Here is a 14,945-nt window from a genome sequence, read left to right on the forward strand (position 1 = left end):
AGCACAAAGGGCTGCCCCTGACAATCAAGACTATGCACGCGGCAAAATGGAGTTAATATCTTCCGCATTGCAACTGAAGAGATTATCTGTTCGGTCGATTTGGCCCCAAGAGTCCCAAGAGTTAAGGGCAATGGGCACGGGCCGCCTGTTTCCAGGGCGTTTGGACGCTCATCCTGTTTTCATCGCGTTCTCGTTTTTTCAAGGGGACCTCACTTGGCGGAATATGTCGTCGAATTTGGCAGGGACGGCGGACGGGTCGAGCCTGACGGGCGGCTCGATGCGCCGGCCTTCCATCGCAATCACGAGCCGATCTGGGCGGCGCTGGAGAAGCATCTGGCTGGGCTGACCGGCAACGTGGTCGAGGTCGGTAGCGGAACCGGCCAGCACGTGGTTTATTTCGCCCGGCATACCCCCGGCCTGATCTGGTGGCCGAGCGATCTCAACCAGCGGCACGTGAAGAGCATCGAGGCCTGGCGCGTCCATTCGGGCCTGCCAAACATCCGCTCGCCGTTGCGGATCGATCTCACCGATCCCGACTGGTGCCCGGAGATGAAAAGCGGGCAGGGGCCGACCAGCCTTGCCGCCGTGTTCTGCGCCAATGTCATCCACATCGCGCCGTGGACCGTGGCCGAAGGCCTGTTCGCCGGCGCCGGGCGATATCTGCGCGCCGATGGCAAGCTGTTCCTCTATGGCCCGTTCAAGCGCGACGGCAAGCACACCGCGCTCAGCAATGCCGTGTTCGACACGTCGTTGCGCGAAGGCAATCCCGACTGGGGCGTCCGCGACGTCGTCGATGTCGAGAAGCTGGCGAAGGCGGTCGGCCTCGGCCTCGTCGACACGATCGAGATGCCCGCGAACAATCTGACGCTGGTGTTTGCGCGCTAAGCCAAGACGGTGGTGCGCTCCCTCTCCGCCTGCGCAGGGCAATCGCATTCTGAGAGTGGTTGCCCGCTACGCATCCTTCGAGACGCCCGCTTTTTGCGGGCCCTCAGGATGAGGGCGGAGCGCGTGGCACCCGTTCCGGCGGACGCCGCTGCCGTTTAGCCTCATCCTGAGGGGCCGCGAAGCGGCCGTCTCGAAGGACGAGGCGCGCGCTCAGGCGCTGCTACGCCTCGCCGTCCTTCCAGCCGATCTTGTCCTTCAAGAAGCGGAAGCCGAGCACCTCAAAACCGGCGCGCTCCTTGTTGTCCTTGCCGTAGCCATGGCCACCTGCGGGCGGCTCGTAGAACCAGGCCTCATAGCCCATCGCCTGGAGCTTTGCCGCCATCTTGCGGGCGTGGCCGGGGTGGACGCGGTCGTCGCGCCGCGTCGTCGCGATCAGGATCGGCGGATAGGCCTGACCGGCTTTCACGTTGTGATAGGCGGAGTAGGTCTTCAGCCACTCCCACTCTTCCACCTTGTCAGGATCGCCATATTCCGCGATCCAGCTCGCGCCCGCGAGCAGCTTTGTGTAGCGGCGCATGTCGATCAGCGGGATGGTGCAGAACAGCGCGCCGAAACGTTCGGGATAGCGCACCAGCATGTTGGTGATGAGGATGCCGCCGTTCGATCCGCCTTGTGCGGCGATGCGCTTGGCGCTCGTCACGCCGCGGCGGACGAGGTCGGCGGCGACGGCCGCGAAATCGTCGTGCGAGAGCTTCTTGCCGGCAAGCCGGCCGGCATCGTGCCAGCGCGTGCCGAACTCGCCGCCGCCGCGCAAATTCGCCTGCACCGTGGTGCCGCCGCGCTCCAGCCAGAGCTTGCCGAGCGAGGGATTGTAATACGGCTTCACCGAAGCTCCGAAGCCGCCATAGGCGCTCATATAGACCGGCGCATCGCCGGTCTCCTTTGCGGGGCCGGTCTGCACATAGGGAATGCGCTCGCCGTCAACAGAGATCGCCTCGTGCTGCGTCACCACGAGGCCGTTGGCGGTGAACGTCTTCGGCGCCTGCTTCAGCACGGTCGGGCTTGCGACGCCGCGCTCGATCAGCAGCAGCGAAGGCGGCGTGAGCGGGTCCTGCACATTGGCGAGCAGGTCGCCATTGCTTTCGGACGGATGGCGATCGAGCGGCCAGACGTCGACGACGCCGATCTGCGGCAGGCCGGAAAGCGTCTCGCGGCTCCAGCCGGTGGCGGATGGCGTACAGATCTCGAATTGCGGTTTGAGCTCGTCGAGGATCGACAGCACCAGCTTTCCTGCGGCCCAGAACAGGCCTTGCAGCGCGCGCCGCGGCGCTGGCTCGAACAAGACCGCAAAATCGCGGCTGCCGGCGAGGAAGGCGGAGAGCGACATGCCGAGCACGGTGTCGGTGGCATAGGTCCGGCCTTCGACCTGCCAGTCCTTGCGCAGCTTCATCGCGAACCAGTCGCCATGCGCCTGCATCCAGATGCCGGTCGGAAGGTCGAGCTTCGTCGTCGTGCCGGCCGCATCGCGCAGCCAGATGGCGTGATTGAAGAAGTCGATCTGGTCGACGATCCAGACCCGCGGCTCAGATCCGGTGTCGTCGCTCATGCCGTAGATCATCATGTGATCGGCGGTGGTCTCGATGATCGCCTCTGCGTGGTCGACAGGCTGGCCGCGCCGCCACAGGCGAACCGTTCGCGCATAGCCCGAGCTCGTCGCCATGCCCTCGCCATGGGCGCTCGACAGCAGCAGCGTGTCGGCATCGAGCCAGTCGACGCCGCCCTTGGCCTCCGGCAGCGTAAAGCCGTCCGCAACGAAGCTCCTGGTGTCGAGGTCGAACTCGCGCAGGGTGACGGCGTCGCTGCCGCCGCGTGACAGGCTCAGAATGGTGCGCGAGCTGCCCGGCATCGTGGCGATCTGGCTCAGCAGCCAGTCCTCGCCTTCCTTTGCCGCGAGCTGGTCGATGTCCAGCATGGTCTCCCACGCCGGATCGGGTTTGCGAAACTCCGCGAGTGTGGTCCGCCGCCACAGGCCGCGCGGGTTGGCGGCGTCTTTCCAGAGATTATGCAGGTCGGTGCCGCGGCGGCTGATATAGGGAATGTTGTCGGGACGATCGTAGATTCCAGCGAGAATGTCGCGGTCGCGTTCGAACACTGCCCCGCCGAACGCCTGGAGCGTCAGGCTGTTCTGCCGCTCCACGAAATCGAGCGCCTGCCTGCCCTCGATCTCCTCCAGCCACAGCCAGGGATCGTCGTCGGGAGCGCTGAGCGTGGGCCGGTCGTCGACGGACATGAACGAAACTCCCAAGAAATGGCGGCGGATAGGATTTGATCGAGCGCAAGCCGTCAAGGGCGCGCTCCGCTATCATCGCAGCAATTGCGTCAGAGGCATGGCCTGCGTCCGTTTGCGCCGGTTGTCCGTCCTTCCGCGCCCCTCCATAGTGCCGGGAATCAACAGGCCCCTTGAAAGCCTAAAAAGCCCCTTGGGGCGGAAGTGCCGATGCTGGACGTAACTGCTGTCAATGAGATCGCCGACGATGCCCGCGTGCGTGCCAATGTGGTGCGCCTTGCCGCCGCGCAGGCGCTGACCGGCGCCAATTCGGCTGTCATTTTCGCCACCGGAGCGATCGTCGGTGCCACGCTCGCGCCGGATATGTCGTTCGCGACCGTGCCGATCTCGATGTATGTGGTGGGGCTCGCTGCCGGCACGCTGCCGACCGGCGCGATCTCGCGCCGCTTCGGCCGCCGCGCGGCCTTCATCACCGGCACGGGTCTCGGTACGCTCACCGGCTTGCTCGGCTCGTTCGCGATCCTGCACGGCTCGTTCGCGCTGTTTTGTCTGGCGACCTTCCTCGGCGGCCTCTACGGCGCGGTGGCGCAGTCCTATCGTTTCGCCGCCGCCGATGGCGCCAGCGCAGCCTACCGGCCCAAGGCGGTGTCCTGGGTGATGGCCGGCGGCGTGTTCGCAGGCGTGCTCGGTCCGCAGCTCGTGCAATGGACCATGGATGTCTGGCAGCCTTATCTGTTTGCCTTCAGCTTCCTGGTGCAGGCCGCAGTCGCGCTGGTCGCGATGGGCATCGTCGCCGGCGTCGACATGCCGAGGCCCGCGCCGGCCGATCTGCATGGCGGCCGGCCGCTGCTCACCATCGTGACCCAGCCGCGCTTCATCGCAGCGGCGCTGTGCGGCGTCATCGCCTATCCCATGATGAACCTGGTGATGACCTCGGCGCCGCTTGCCATGAAGCTGTGCGGCCTGTCCGTGTCGGATTCCAATTTCGGCCTGCAATGGCACATCGTCGCCATGTATGGGCCGAGCTTCTTCACGGGCACGCTGATCGCCCGCTTCGGCGCCCCGAAGATCGTCGCCGCCGGATTGCTGCTGGAAGCCGGCGCCGCCACCATCGGTCTGTCCGGCCTCACGGCGATGCACTTCTGGGCCACGCTGATGGTGCTCGGCGTCGGCTGGAATTTCTCCTTCATCGGCGCCTCCGCGCTGGTGCTGGAGACGCACCGCCCGCAGGAGCGCAACAAGGTACAGGCCTTCAATGATTTCCTGGTGTTCGGCATGATGGCGATCGGCTCGTTCTCTTCGGGCCAGCTGCTCGCCAATTACGGCTGGTCCGCGGTGAACATGGTGGTGTATCCGCCGGTCGTGCTCGGCCTTGCCGTGCTGTCCCTGGTCTCCTGGGCCCGCCGTCGCAAGGCTCGGCTCGAGGCGGCCATGGGCGAGTTCCCGGACGGGATCTGAATTGGCGGGAGGCTGTCAGCAGCATTGATGCTTCGATCCAGCTCGAAGTGATTTTCGAGGCTGGCGTTGTTACATGATGCCCGTCATCAACAGACGGGCGTGACGCACACGGCGCTCGCGGGGGAACCAAGGAAAGCGCGAATGCTCGACAATCCCCGCCATACGGTCGCAAACGAAGAATCCTCGCTCCGCTACGAAGGCTGGCGCATCGTCGCGGTCTGCTTCCTGCTCGCGACCTTCGGCTGGGGGCTCGGCTTCTACGGCCAGAGCGTCTATGTCGCCGAACTGCAGCGCGCGCGGGGCTGGCCGGCCTCGCTGATCTCCTCCGGCACGACGTTCTTCTACCTGTTCGGTGCGCTGCTGGTCGTCTTCGTCGGCGAAGCCGTGCGAAAGTATGGTCCGCGCCTCAGCCTGATCGCCGGCACGCTGGCGATGGCGACTGCTGCGGTCGCGATCGGCGCGGTGCGCGAGCCCTGGCAGCTCTATCTCGCCGACGCCGTGCTCGCCTTCGGCTGGGCCGGCACCAGTCTCGCCATGATCACCAACACGATCAGCCTGTGGTTCGATCAGAGGCGCGGTATGGCGATCAGCCTCGCGCTAAATGGCGCGAGCTTCGGCGGCATCGTCGGCGTGCCGCTGCTGGTGACGCTGATCGGCCAGGTCGGTTTCGCCAGTGCGATGTACGCCGCCGCCGGTGCCATGCTGGTGCTGCTCGTGCCGGTGATCCTGCTTCTCGTCGGCCGCCCGCCCGATCTTCACGGCTGGCATGCGGCGGCGAAGGCAAAACCGCAATCGTCGACAGAGATCCGCGCCTGGGCGCTGCGCGACGTCGGCTTCCTCACGGTGACGATCGCATTCTCGCTGGTGCTGTTCGCCCAGGTCGGCTTCATCGTGCACCTGATCTCGTTCCTCGATCCCGTGATCGGTCGCGAGCGCGCCGCGGTGGCGGTCGCGGTGTTGACCGCGATGGCGGTGGTCGGCCGCGTGCTGTTCTCGCTGGTGATCGACCGCCTCAACCAGCGGCTGGCCTCCGCGATCTCGTTCCTCAGTCAGGCTGCCGCGCTTCTGGTCGTCATCAACCTGCACAACGACTATGTGCTGATCGCTGCCTGCGCCGTGTTCGGCTTCTCGGTCGGCAATCTCATCACGCTGCCGTCGCTGATCGTGCAGCAGGAGTTCGACAGTGCCTCGTTTGGCGTGCTGATCAGCCTCAACACCGCGATCAACCAGGTGACCTACGCGTTCGGCCCCGGCGTCGTCGGGGCCTTGCGCGATTGGTCCGGCGGCTACACGCTGCCGTTCTATCTCTGCATCGCGCTGGAGGTGATGGCGGCAGTGTTGATCATGGTGCGGGGGAAGCCGCAGGCGAAGCTCTCGTAGGGTGGGCAAAGGCGCAAAGCGCCGTGCCCACCAGATTTTTCGGCGTGCCTCGCGAGATTTGGTGGGCACGCTACGCTTTGCCCACGGCATCCCGCCTGACGCTATCGCGACGGCGCCTCAACATACTCCGTCATTGCGAGCGCAGCGAAGCAATCCAGACTGCCTCCGCGGAAAGATTCTGGATTGCTTCGCTGCGCTCGCAATGACGGGGAGAGAGCGGAGCTCACTCCTCCCGCTGCCTCAGCAGCGCCTCAACATCCAGCCGCTTCGTGAACATCGCCAGCTTGCCGTCCGGCCCGAACGGCCATTGTTCGCGCGGCTTGTCCCAATACAGCTCCACGCCGTTCTCATCGGGATCGCGTAAGTACAGCGCCTCGCTCACGCCGTGATCGCTCGCGCCGTCCAGCGCAATGCCGGCCGAGAGCACCCGGTGCAGCGCATCCGCCAGCGCGGGCCGCGTCGGATAGAGGATCGCGGTGTGGAACAGCCCGGTCGTGCCCGGTGGTGGTGGTGAGCCGCCCTTGCTCTCCCAGGTGTTGAGCCCGATGTGGTGATGATAGCCGCCGGCCGAGATGAAGGCCGCGCCCGAGCCCATCCGCTGCATCAGCTCGAAGCCGAGCACGCCGCAATAGAAGCCGAGCGCGCGATCGAGATCGGCGACCTTGAGGTGGACGTGGCCGATCCTGGTGCCGGCGGCGACGGCTTGGCTTTGCGACATGGGAATGCTCCGTTGAAAACGTCCACATGGGGTGGGCGCCGGGACAGCGCTATGGGCCGATCCCGAAACCCATCGTTTCCGAACGGGAAACTAAGTCAGCTCCGACACCTCGCCCTCGGGCAGGCCGAACTCGAACGTGTTCAGCGTCATCGACACCAGCGTGTAATAGCCGCACAGCCCGATCACCTCGACGACGCCGCGTTCGCTGAGCAGCTTCACCGCCTCCTCATAGAGCCCCTTCTCGACGCCGTGTCCCTCATGCAGCGACTTCGCGACGTCGTAGATCATCTTCCCCTTGGGATCGTCGAACTCAGGTGTACGCCGGTCGCGGATCGCGTCGATGATCTCAGGCTTCATGCCGCCGGCGAGCGCCAGGCGCTTGTGCGCATACCATTCGTAATGCGCGGTCCAGTGCCGCGCCGTCACCAGGATCGCGATCTCCGAGAGCTTTGCGGGAAATATCGTGTCGAAGCGCAGCACCTCGCCGAGCCGCGTCGCATGGCGCGCCATCTCCGGGCTGCTCAGCCAGGCCATCATCGGCGCCGGCGGCTTGCCGCGCTTGCCGGCAATCGACTCGTCATAGGTCTGCCGCTGGCTCTCGTTCATTTCGCCAGGCGAAAGAAGTTTCAGGCGCATTGTCGTTTCCTCTTTGTCTTCAAGCACCGTCGTGACAGCGACTATAACCGAATGCGGCTCGCGGAAGTGGTTGAATTCCGCAGGAGCTTGGCCCAGAGTCGCCGCCAACAAGTCGATTTTGATTGATGGAAACGACCAATGACTGACTCTAGAACCAGCGATCTTGAAACCGCCGATCTCGAAACATTCCGCAACGAGACACGCGCCTGGCTGGAAGCCAACTGCCCGCTGGAGATGCGCAAGCCCGCAACGTCGGATGCCGACGTGTTCTGGGGCGGGCGCAACGCAAAATTCTCCTCCGAGCCGCAGCGCATCTGGTTCGAGCGCATGCGCGACAAGGGCTGGACCGTGCCGGATTGGCCGAAGGAGTATGGCGGCGGGGGCCTCAGCGCCGCCGAGCACAAGGTGCTGCGCGCGGAGATGGCGAAGATCGGCGCGCGTCCGCCGCTGTCGAGCTTCGGCATCTGGATGCTCGGGCCCGCGCTCTTGAAATACGGCAACGACGCCCAGAAGAAGGAGCACCTGCCGAAGATCGCCGCGGGCGAGATCCGCTGGTGCCAGGGCTATTCCGAGCCGAACGCCGGCTCCGATCTCGCTTCGCTGCAGACCCGCGCCGAGAGCGACGGTGACGATTTCGTCATCACCGGCCAGAAGATCTGGACGTCCTACGCCAATTACGCCGACTGGATCTTCTGCCTCGTCCGCACCGATCCCGCCGCCAAGAAGCACGACGGCATCAGCTTCATCCTGTTCGACATGACATCGAAGGGCGTCTCGACCAAGCCGATCCTGCTGATCTCCGGCTACTCGCCGTTCTGCGAGACCTTCTTCGACGGCGTGCGCGTGCCGAAGTCGCATGTGGTCGGCACCGTCAACCGCGGCTGGGACGTCGCAAAGTATCTGCTGCAGCACGAGCGCGCGATGATCTCAGGCATGGGCGAACGCGGCGTCGGCCGTCCGCTCGGCCAGATCGCGGCAGATTCCGTCGGCTCCGATGCGCTGGGGCGGCTCGATGATGCGATGCTGCGCGGTCAGATCGCAAGCTTCGACGTGGACGAGGCCGCGCTTGCGGCCTGCGCCGAGCGTGCGGTCGATCTCGCCAAGGCGGGGCAGGCGCATCCGGCGTTCTCGTCGGCGATGAAATATTACGGCACCGAGCTCAACAAGCGCCGCTACGAGATCCTGATGTCGGCCGGCGGCGTCGATGCGCTGGAATGGGAGAGCGAGCGCTCGAAGCAAGGAGCGCGCCCGCGCGCCTGGCTGCGCACCAAGGCCAATTCGATCGAGGGCGGCACGTCCGAGGTGATGCTCGGCATCGTCGCCAAGCGCATCCTGGATCTGCCGGGAGCGTGAGCCACGCACTCACCACCCGTCATTCCGGGGCGCGCGTAGCGCGAGCCCGGAATCCATCTCACCGCGGAAATGCCGCCTGATGGATTCCGGGCCTGACCCTTCGGGTCATCCCGGAATGACGAACCAAGATAGATTTCGAATCGGAAAGACACACATGGCCCTCGTCCTCACCGAAGAACAATCGATGCTCCGCGACAGCGCGCGCGGGCTGATCAGCGACAAGGCGCCGGTGTCGCACCTGCGCCATCTGCGCGACTCCAAGGATCCCACCGGCTTCTCCAAGGAGTTTTGGCAGTCCTTCGCCGAGATGGGCTTTGCCGGCCTCTTGGTGCCGGAAGAGTTCGGCGGCAGCGGCCTCGGCTATGTCGAGGCCGGCGTCGTCATGGAGGAGATCGGCCGCACCTTGATGCCGTCGCCGTTCCTCGCCACCAGCGTGGTCGCGGCCTCGGCGCTGAACCGTGGCGGCAATGCCGCGCAGAAGTCGGAATATCTGCCGAAGATCGCGAGCGGCTCGCTGCTTGCGACGCTCGCGATCGACGAGGGCGCAAAACATCGCCCGCTGCAGACCAGCCTGCAGGCCTTACGCGCCGGCAACGGCTTCAAGCTTTCCGGTGCCAAGGCACTGGTGGTCGACGGCCACGTCGCCGACCTCTTCATCGTCGCCGCGCGCACCGCGGGCTCGGCCGGCGAGCGTGACGGCTTGACCCTGTTCCTGGTGAACCCCAAGGCCAAGGGCGTTGCGATCGAGCGCACCATCATGGTCGATGCGCACAATGCGGCGCGGATCGAATTCGCAAATGTCGAGGTTACCGCCGACAGCGTGCTCGGCGAGGTCGATCAGGCAGCAAGCCTGCTCGATGGTGTGCTCGATATCGGCGGCGGCGCCGTGGCTGCCGAGATGGTCGGCCTCAGCGACGAGGTGTTTGGCCGCACCGTCGAGTATCTCAAGAGCAGAAAGCAGTTCGGCAAGCTGATCGGCGAATTCCAGGCGCTGCAGCACCGCGCCGCCGAGCTCTATGTCGACATCGAGATCACGCGCGCCGCGGTGATGAAGGCTCTGCAGGCGCTGGATGCCGACGTCGTCAAGGCGGCCTCAGCCGTGGCCGTGGCGAAAGCCCGCGCCGGCACCACCGCCACGCGCGCGGTGCAGGAAGGCGTGCAGATGCATGGCGGCATGGGTATGACCGACCAGTTCGACATCGGCTTCTTCATGAAGCGCGCAAGGGTGTGCGAGGAGCTGTTCGGCGACGCCAACTACCACACCGAGCAGCTGGCGCGGGCGCGGGGGTATTGACCTCGGGCTGAAGGGAGTCGCACGCCTCACACACGGTGTCATCGCCCGCGAAGGCGGGCGATCCAGTACGCCGCGGCCCCTCCGTATACGACTGACGTCTCGGAATACTGGATCGCCCGGTCAAGCGGGCGATGACAGTGGAGAGTGTGGAGAGATCGTAGCCCGGATGAGCGAAGCGACATCCGGGAATACCGCGGGCGGTGGTCCCGCATATCGCTTCGCTCATGCGGGCTACGGCATCGAGTGAGTCGAAACCGCCTGCCCCAAGCTCGTCATTGCGAGGAGCTCTTGCGACGAAGCAATCCAGTCTGTTCACCGCGGAAAGACTCTGGATTGCTTCGCTTCGCTCGCAATGACGGCGGAGAGACCTGTTACCTCATCGGCGGCGCGTACTGCACGCCGCCGGCATTCCACAGCTGGTTCATGCCGCGCGGGATCTTCAGCTTGGACTTCTCGCCGATGTTGCGCTCGTACATCTCGCCGTAATTGCCGACTTGGCGGATGATGCGTACGACCCAGTCCTTGGTGAGGCCCAGCTGCTCGCCGTAATTGCCCTCGGTGCCGACGAGGCGCATCACTTCCGGCTTCTTCGACTTCAGGGCCTCGTCGATGTTCTCCGAGGAGACGCCGAGCTCTTCGGCGTTGATCATGGCGTAGAGCGTCCACTTCACGATCATCATCCAGTCGTCGTCGCGCTGGCGCACGACGGGGGCGAGCGGCTCCTTGGAGATCATGTCCGGCAGTATCATGTGATCGCCGGGCTTCGACAGGTTCAGTCTGAGCGCATAGAGCTGCGAGACGTCGGCGGAGAGCGTGTCGCACTTGCCGGTGTCGTAGGCCTTCACCACGTCGTCGAGCTTGTCGAACTTCACCTCTTCGTACTTCATGTTGTTGGCGCGGAAGTAGTCGGAGACGTTGAGCAGCGTCGTGGTGCCGGCCTGCACGCAGACCTTGCTGCCGGTCAGGTCCAGCGAGGTCTCCTTGTTGCGCGCGCGCGGCAGCATGAAGCCTGCGCCGTCGTAATAGGCGACTGCCGGGAAATAGAGATCGTAGTCGAGCTCGCGCGCCATGCTCCAGGTCGAGTTGCGGGAGAGGATGTCGACCTTCCGGCTCTGCAATTCCTTGAAGCGCTCGCTGGCGTCCAGCGGAACGAACTTCGCCTTGCTCGGGTCGTTGAAGATCGCAGCCGCTACAGCGCGGCAGAAATCGACGTCGAAGCCGGTCCAGTTGCCCTTGTCGTCGGGGATCGAGAAGCCCGGCAGGCCCTTGTTGACGCCGCACAGCACTTCGCCGCGGCGAACCGTGCGCTTCAGCGTGCGGGTGTCGTAGAACTCGTAGATGACGGCGAGAACGCCGACCAGCACGGCGACCGCGAGCCCGATCAGCAGGCCGCCTCGAAAACTGCGCATGATGTCTCTCTCTCGAAAAAATCGGGAAAAGGAGTTTGGAGGAGGGGGCAGAGCATGATCGGTGCGATCATGCTCGAACCATAGCCCTTAGAGTTCGGGCTTCTGACGGATGACGACTTTGGTCCCGACAGGGACGCGATCGTAGAGATCGGCGACGTCGTTGTTGACGAGACGGAAGCAGCCCGAGGACACCTTGGTGCCGATCGTGTCGGGCCGGTTGGTGCCGTGGATGCGGTAGACGGTAGTGCCCAGATACATCGCGCGGGCCCCCAGCGGGTTGCCGGGGCCGCCGGCCATGAAGCGCGGCAGATAGGGCTGGCGCTGGATCATCTCCGCCGGAGGCGTCCAGTCCGGCCACTCCTTCTTGTTGGTGATGGTCACCAGCCCCTGCCATTGAAAACCGTCGCGGCCGACGCCGATACCGTAGCGGATCGCGCGCCCGCCGGGCTGGACCAGATAGAGGTGCCGTTCGGCGGTCGAGACGATGATCGTGCCCGGCGCTTCCGTGGTGCGGAAGTACACGACCTGCTTCTGCCATTCCGGATCAAGCTCGTAGGCATCGTCGGCGATCAGGCCCGGCTCGTCGCCGCGGTCCGGCTGCTGGGCGGAGGCGTATGAGGTGGTCAGAACCAAGCTCAGGGCCGTGATCAACGCCCCCGTCAGGCGACGATAGTCCGTCATTTCAAGCTCTCCCCGCTGCCACAGCGCAAATCATTCAAAGCCATCAAATCTCAGGGGCATGTTCATGGCAAGTTGATGGCGCGCGCGGCTGATATGTCACGAGAATGCTTTGGTTTTTTGACGGGCCCTTCGCAATGCCACAAACGGGGGATGGCGCGAAAAGCTTAGATCGGTACCGCGGTGGTAGTGGGCTCCCTCCCCCGCCTGCGGGGAGGGCGATCGCGCAGGACTCCTGGCGGCGGCCTGAGCGCGCCCGATCCTTCGAGACGCGCGCAACGGCGCGCGCCTCAGGATGAGGCTAAGACGCATCGGTGCCCGTCGAAATTGGCGCCGCGCCCTCCGTCCTCATCCTGAGGGCCCGCCGCAGGCGGGCGTCTCGAAGGATGGCCGCAGGCGACGTTGTCAGCTCTCTTTCAAGTGCGCCCGCAGCGCTGCAAGCGGGAGAGCTAGATCTTGTTGCTCTCCGGCGCGATCCCGAGCCGCCGCACGATCTCGGTGCCCACCGCGCGGGCCTCGATCCGCGAACCGACTCGGGGGCTGCGAAACCGCTTTCCCGAGCGAAGGCGGATCGTGACGATGCAGTGCTCGTCCTCCGACCGGCCGCGGCGGTCGACGGTGATCGTCTTCACCTCGTGTCCCCTGATGCTGTCCGTGCGCGGCGTGCCGTCGCCCCACAGCCGCTCGACGCGGATATCGCCCTGCCGGATGACCCAGAACGCGCCGGTCGCGAGGTTGGCGTATCTGTAGACCGCGAACGCCGCGAGCGCGCCCAGCGGCAGCAGCAGGATATCGACATGGCTGGGCGGCCATCCGCGCCAGAGCTTGTAGGCGTAGGGCACGGCGGACAACGCCACGGCGATCAACGCGACGATGCGGATGTCCCGCGCGGAAAACGCCTCGAGAGGCTCGCCGAGATGCATCTCGGAGTTGCTGGCATCGAGCGGATTGCTGGGGGCCTCGACATTGGGAACGTCGAACTGCTTGGCGACCCGCGCCACGGTGTCGTGAACATGCGTGACGTCGGAGATCGGTGGCGACGTCAGGCGCTCGCCCGAGACAAGCGTGAAGACGAGTTGAAAGCGGGCCTTCACCCTCTTGCTGCCGGGAACTTGCAGTCCGCTGATCTCGTCCTTCGCGACGATCCGCGTCTGCAGTTTCCCGAACGGCCGCTGATGGCCGATCAGGATCTCATCAGGCGTGATGATCCACACCACCGCCGGCGCCATCATGATGCCGACGACGAACCCGGCTCCCACCAGCAGCGCCACCACCGAGATGACGATCTCCAGGGTGTCGTGCGTGAACAGGCCCGGCGTGAAGCAGAGCGCAACGGCGGCCGCGGAGCCGGCCACGACCAGCCGCTGTGCGATCGAGGAACCTTCACGAAGGCGGATGTCGGTGCTAGTGGTCGCGTCGTCCATTGCGGGCGGCTGATTGCGTCGCCCGCGAAACTCCACGGACGGGTCCGTGGAGTCAAGCAACAAGGGTGTTAGGCGAAACCAGCCGCGTGGTGCTCGCCAGGTACTATAGCCAGGTACTAGCTGCTCACGTTCAGCAGCTTGGCCACCGTGCGGTCGATCTCGTCGTAGCGGCCTTCGCCGGCGTGCTGGAACACGATCTTGCCGGTCTGGTCGATGATGTATTGCGCCGGCCAATACTGGTTGCTGTAGGCGTTCCAGGTCCTGGAATCATTGTCCTGCGCCACCGGATAGGTGATGCCGTGCCGCTTCAGCGCGGCCTGCACGTTCGAGGCCGAGCGCTCGAACGGGAATTCCGGCGTGTGCACGCCGACCACGACGAGACCCCGGTCCTTGTACTTCGCATAGAGGTCGGTGACGTGCGGCAGCGTGTTGACGCAGTTGACGCAGCCATAGGTCCAGAAGTCGACCAGCACGACCTTGCCGCGCAGGTCGGAAAGGCTGAGCGGCTTCGAGTTGAACCAGTTGGTGATGCCGGTGAAATCAGGCGCGGTCTGCTGGCTTGCGGCGGCGACGGTGATCGGCGTGGCGCGCGCAGCCTCGTCGCAGATGCCGGGGATGACGGCGCCGGTGACAGTGATGCCGATCAGTGCAGCAGACATTGCGAGCAGTTTGAGAGTCATGGAAGCGTCCTCCGGTGAAGTTTTGGGATGATCACAGGCCGATCTGGCCGGTGGGATAGAATCCGGTGAGCCACGCCACGATCAGCGTGTCGTATTGGAAATAGGCGGCGACGGCGAAGGCGATCACGACGACGCCAAAGCCCTGCTGGAGCCGCGGTGAGATGCGCGCGAGGCTGCGCACGCGCGTGGTTGCGGCCTGTCCGCCATAGGCGATCGCGAGCATCGGGATCGCCGCACCAATGGCGTAGGCGACCAGCAGCGTGCCGGCCCAGGCCAGGTTCTTCGAGGTCGCCACCAGCGTCAGGATCGAGCCGAGCACGGGCCCTGCGCAGGGCGTCCAGACCAGGCCCAGCGTGGTGCCGAGCACGAGCCCGCCAAGCGCGCCCTCGCGTTGCACGCCGCTCGAGCTGCCGAGGTCGAGCCAGCCATTGAGCCGGATCGACAGCCACTCGAACGGCGCCGGCCACAGCATCAACAGGCCGAAGCCGAGCAGCAGGATCGACGCCGCCTCGCGCAGCACGTTTGGATCGAAATTGAACAGATGTGTGAGCGCGCCGAGCAGCAGCGCGGCCGCGGAGAAGGAGACGACGAAGCCGAGCGCGATCATCGCGGGACGCAAGTGCCCCGCGCGCCCGATCGAGGCGCCAAGCAGGATCGGCAGCATCGGCAGCGTGCAGGGCGCGGCGATGGTGAGGATGCCGGCGAGGACGGCGAAGAGCAGTTCGAGCATGGCGCACTCGTGA

At 65.2% G+C, this 14,945-nt stretch carries 13 protein-coding genes; 5 read left to right on the forward strand and 8 right to left on the reverse strand.

What is annotated here, in order from left to right; all coding sequences use genetic code 11:
* Positions 1-213 precede the first annotated feature (213 nt).
* Positions 214-885, forward strand: coding sequence for a DUF938 domain-containing protein (locus GGD63_RS32310; protein WP_183248101.1), 672 nt, complete (start codon positions 214-216; stop codon positions 883-885).
* A gap of 220 nt (positions 886-1,105) precedes the next feature.
* Here GGD63_RS32310 and GGD63_RS32315 read toward each other — a convergent pair whose 3' ends face one another.
* Positions 1,106-3,175 (reverse strand): prolyl oligopeptidase family protein, encoded by a 2,070-nt coding sequence (locus GGD63_RS32315; RefSeq protein WP_183248103.1) that lies wholly within the window; start codon positions 3,173-3,175, stop codon positions 1,106-1,108.
* A 207-nt stretch (positions 3,176-3,382) separates the two neighbouring features.
* On the opposite strand from GGD63_RS32315, the gene GGD63_RS32320 reads away from it, so the two are divergent.
* Positions 3,383-4,630 (forward strand): MFS transporter, encoded by a 1,248-nt coding sequence (locus GGD63_RS32320; protein WP_183248105.1) that lies wholly within the window; start codon positions 3,383-3,385, stop codon positions 4,628-4,630.
* A gap of 141 nt (positions 4,631-4,771) precedes the next feature.
* Positions 4,772-6,010, forward strand: coding sequence for an MFS transporter (locus tag GGD63_RS32325; RefSeq protein WP_183248107.1), 1,239 nt, complete (start codon positions 4,772-4,774; stop codon positions 6,008-6,010).
* A 223-nt stretch (positions 6,011-6,233) separates the two neighbouring features.
* On the opposite strand, the gene GGD63_RS32330 is transcribed toward GGD63_RS32325, so the two are convergent.
* Positions 6,234-6,728, reverse strand: a complete 495-nt coding sequence (locus GGD63_RS32330) for a VOC family protein (RefSeq protein WP_183248109.1) — start codon at positions 6,726-6,728, stop codon at positions 6,234-6,236.
* Between the two features lie 90 nt (positions 6,729-6,818).
* Positions 6,819-7,364: a carboxymuconolactone decarboxylase family protein gene (locus GGD63_RS32335; protein WP_183248111.1), complete on the reverse strand. Its 546-nt coding sequence runs from the start codon at positions 7,362-7,364 to the stop codon at positions 6,819-6,821.
* A gap of 138 nt (positions 7,365-7,502) precedes the next feature.
* Here GGD63_RS32335 and GGD63_RS32340 point away from each other — a divergent pair, with 138 nt between their 5' ends.
* Together GGD63_RS32340 and GGD63_RS32345 are read left to right on the forward strand one after the other, a co-directional pair.
* The gene (locus GGD63_RS32340) at positions 7,503-8,717 is read left to right on the forward strand and encodes an acyl-CoA dehydrogenase family protein (protein ID WP_183248113.1); all 1,215 of its coding nucleotides are present in this window, start codon (positions 7,503-7,505) and stop codon (positions 8,715-8,717) included.
* Between the two features lie 154 nt (positions 8,718-8,871).
* Complete coding sequence (locus GGD63_RS32345; RefSeq protein WP_183248114.1) at positions 8,872-10,011, forward strand: acyl-CoA dehydrogenase family protein; 1,140 nt, start codon at positions 8,872-8,874, stop codon at positions 10,009-10,011.
* Between the two features lie 371 nt (positions 10,012-10,382).
* On the opposite strand, the gene GGD63_RS32350 is transcribed toward GGD63_RS32345, so the two are convergent.
* From GGD63_RS32350 to GGD63_RS32370, 5 genes are all read right to left on the reverse strand, one after another.
* Positions 10,383-11,420, reverse strand: a complete 1,038-nt coding sequence (locus GGD63_RS32350) for an amino acid ABC transporter substrate-binding protein (RefSeq protein ID WP_183248116.1) — start codon at positions 11,418-11,420, stop codon at positions 10,383-10,385.
* An 87-nt stretch (positions 11,421-11,507) separates the two neighbouring features.
* The gene (locus tag GGD63_RS32355) at positions 11,508-12,101 is read right to left on the reverse strand and encodes a L,D-transpeptidase (RefSeq protein ID WP_183248118.1); all 594 of its coding nucleotides are present in this window, start codon (positions 12,099-12,101) and stop codon (positions 11,508-11,510) included.
* 446 nt (positions 12,102-12,547) lie between these two features.
* Complete coding sequence (locus tag GGD63_RS32360) at positions 12,548-13,522, reverse strand: hypothetical protein (RefSeq protein ID WP_183248120.1); 975 nt, start codon at positions 13,520-13,522, stop codon at positions 12,548-12,550.
* 116 nt (positions 13,523-13,638) lie between these two features.
* Positions 13,639-14,202 (reverse strand): thioredoxin family protein, encoded by a 564-nt coding sequence (locus GGD63_RS32365; RefSeq protein WP_183248129.1) that lies wholly within the window; start codon positions 14,200-14,202, stop codon positions 13,639-13,641.
* A 31-nt stretch (positions 14,203-14,233) separates the two neighbouring features.
* Positions 14,234-14,932 (reverse strand): cytochrome c biogenesis CcdA family protein, encoded by a 699-nt coding sequence (locus tag GGD63_RS32370; protein WP_183248131.1) that lies wholly within the window; start codon positions 14,930-14,932, stop codon positions 14,234-14,236.
* Positions 14,933-14,945: the final 13 nt, after the last annotated feature.

The sequence above is a fragment of the Bradyrhizobium sp. cir1 genome (genome assembly GCF_014198245.1).
Taxonomy (GTDB): Bacteria; Pseudomonadota; Alphaproteobacteria; order Rhizobiales; family Xanthobacteraceae; genus Bradyrhizobium.

What these genes read in the sequence shown, in the direction of transcription:
- GGD63_RS32340 (WP_183248113.1), top strand. Translation starts at nt 7,503, where the DNA reads ATGACTGACTCTAGAACCAGCGATCTTGAAACCGCCGATCTCGAAACA.
- GGD63_RS32335 (WP_183248111.1), bottom strand. Translation starts at nt 7,364, where the DNA reads ATGCGCCTGAAACTTCTTTCGCCTGGCGAAATGAACGAGAGCCAGCGG.
- GGD63_RS32325 (WP_183248107.1), top strand. Translation starts at nt 4,772, where the DNA reads ATGCTCGACAATCCCCGCCATACGGTCGCAAACGAAGAATCCTCGCTC.
- GGD63_RS32355 (WP_183248118.1), bottom strand. Translation starts at nt 12,101, where the DNA reads ATGACGGACTATCGTCGCCTGACGGGGGCGTTGATCACGGCCCTGAGC.
- GGD63_RS32330 (WP_183248109.1), bottom strand. Translation starts at nt 6,728, where the DNA reads ATGTCGCAAAGCCAAGCCGTCGCCGCCGGCACCAGGATCGGCCACGTC.
- GGD63_RS32315 (WP_183248103.1), bottom strand. Translation starts at nt 3,175, where the DNA reads ATGTCCGTCGACGACCGGCCCACGCTCAGCGCTCCCGACGACGATCCC.
- GGD63_RS32365 (WP_183248129.1), bottom strand. Translation starts at nt 14,202, where the DNA reads ATGACTCTCAAACTGCTCGCAATGTCTGCTGCACTGATCGGCATCACT.
- GGD63_RS32345 (WP_183248114.1), top strand. Translation starts at nt 8,872, where the DNA reads ATGGCCCTCGTCCTCACCGAAGAACAATCGATGCTCCGCGACAGCGCG.
- GGD63_RS32360 (WP_183248120.1), bottom strand. Translation starts at nt 13,522, where the DNA reads ATGGACGACGCGACCACTAGCACCGACATCCGCCTTCGTGAAGGTTCC.
- GGD63_RS32320 (WP_183248105.1), top strand. Translation starts at nt 3,383, where the DNA reads ATGCTGGACGTAACTGCTGTCAATGAGATCGCCGACGATGCCCGCGTG.
- GGD63_RS32370 (WP_183248131.1), bottom strand. Translation starts at nt 14,932, where the DNA reads ATGCTCGAACTGCTCTTCGCCGTCCTCGCCGGCATCCTCACCATCGCC.
- GGD63_RS32350 (WP_183248116.1), bottom strand. Translation starts at nt 11,420, where the DNA reads ATGCGCAGTTTTCGAGGCGGCCTGCTGATCGGGCTCGCGGTCGCCGTG.